A 1619-nucleotide genomic window follows, 5' to 3' on the forward strand; every position below is an offset into this window, starting at 1 on the left:
GTATAGGTCTATGCTCCTCATAAATACCCCTCCTTTGCAAGTTTGACCTTGAGTTTCTTTCGGGTTCGGCTGAGGATCACTGCAACATGGTTCTCCATCAGACCGTACTGTCTGGCAATAGAGGACACCGGCTCCGTGAAAAAGTACCGGCGCACAAACACATTCCCGTCCCGCTCCGGCAGGCCCCGGACGAAGCGCCGGATACACTCCTCCAGCTCCTTGACCTCGTATGCCGCCTCCGCATCCGTCCCGCCGGCCAGACAGTCCGCCAGTTCATCCAGAACAAGAATGATCTCCCCGCCGCCGCGTTTCTCCGCGCTGCGGGCGTTGAAGCGGTTGACGGACAGATTGCGGGTGATCTTTGCCAGGAACATCCGAAGCACGTTGGGCTTTTGGGGCGGCATCGCGTTCCAGGCGTGGAGCCAGGTGTCGTTGACGCACTCCTCGGAGTCCTCCGCGTTGTTCAGAATGTGATCCGCTATGGTGAAGCAGTAGGCCCCGTATTTGCTGGATGTCTCGGATATAGCGTCCGCGTTCTTCTGCCAGTACAGCTCTACAATTTGGCGATCTTCCATGCGATCCCACCTCTCTGTCCTTTTGAAGGTCCCTTCATCTTATAAGACAGCAAAGAACCAGAAAACCTTACAGCAATTTTTCAAAAAAATTTCAACTGCTATTTACGTCTATTGTATCAGACGCAAAATGTGGCGGGAAGTTCATACTTGCGCCAGATTTTCTACATGAATCAGGCCCTTTTTCTCTCTTTTCCAGGCGTACTCGGTCAGCTCCCACGCATTGCTGACCGTGTATCGGGCGTAGGCGATGAGGAACTGACTGTTGTCCACCATGTATCGGTTGGCCCGGACGATTGCCAGCTTCCGCGGGACTGTCTCCATCCCTGGCGGATAAAAGGAGCCGTCGAAACCGGCGGGGGTAAAGGGCCGCTCCGCTGGATGGTAGGGCCGCAGATAAAACAACAGGATATCCGGGTGCTGCTTCTTCGCCTTCCGGACGGCCTGTGCCGCCAGTGAGTCGAACCGTCCATAATTGCCGGCTACAAACTGATCCACGCCGTCCTCCACGATGCGTGCCTCTATCGCGGCGGACAGGGAGGGGAGGATGCTGTCCGGAGCGTCCCGGTGGCCAATGAAAAAGCAGGTACTCATTTTTCTCCATATCCTTGTCAGATTTTTCTCCGCAACTATGCTTATAAAGTCTGTTGCACTTACGGGTTATTATAACATAGCCAAGTTGCACTTACAATACAAGTATCTAAAAATTCGGGGGATACTTGCGGTATGATTGACTATAAAACGGTTGGGCTGCGCATTCGTGCGGTACGCCTGGAGAAAAAACTGACGCAGGAGAAGCTGGCGGAGGCCGCTGGGGTAGGGGTCACGCATATCAGCCACATTGAGACCGGCAACAGTATTCCCAGCCTTCAGGTCATGGTGGATATTGTCAACGCACTGGGCTGTTCTATGGACGAGCTGCTGTGCATGGACGTGGAGCAGGCCCGGCCTGTGCGGGACAGCTGGCTGGGGGAGCTGGTAGCGGATTGCAGCGAGGAGGAAGTCAAGCTGATCACCGACACCGTTCTTGCGTTGAAAGCCTCCCTT

The 1619-nt window shown here is 54.7% G+C and carries 3 protein-coding genes; 1 reads left to right on the forward strand and 2 read right to left on the reverse strand.

Annotated features, from left to right (window positions below; all coding sequences use genetic code 11):
* Positions 1–17: 17 nt before the first annotated feature.
* Positions 18–575 carry an RNA polymerase sigma factor gene (locus JX325_RS16385; RefSeq protein ID WP_160573192.1) on the reverse strand — a complete coding sequence of 186 codons (558 nt, stop codon included), beginning with the start codon at positions 573–575 and terminating at the stop codon, positions 18–20.
* A 141-nt stretch (positions 576–716) separates the two neighbouring features.
* Positions 717–1166, reverse strand: coding sequence for a hypothetical protein (locus JX325_RS16390; RefSeq protein WP_204792101.1), 450 nt, complete (start codon positions 1164–1166; stop codon positions 717–719).
* A 132-nt stretch (positions 1167–1298) separates the two neighbouring features.
* Here JX325_RS16390 and JX325_RS16395 point away from each other — a divergent pair.
* Positions 1299–1619 (forward strand): helix-turn-helix domain-containing protein (locus tag JX325_RS16395; protein ID WP_204792102.1); only part of this gene is annotated, 321 nt, incomplete at its 3' end.

It is taken from the genome of Oscillibacter sp. CU971 (assembly GCF_905219725.1).
In the GTDB taxonomy this organism is placed as follows: domain Bacteria; phylum Bacillota; class Clostridia; order Oscillospirales; family Oscillospiraceae; genus Oscillibacter.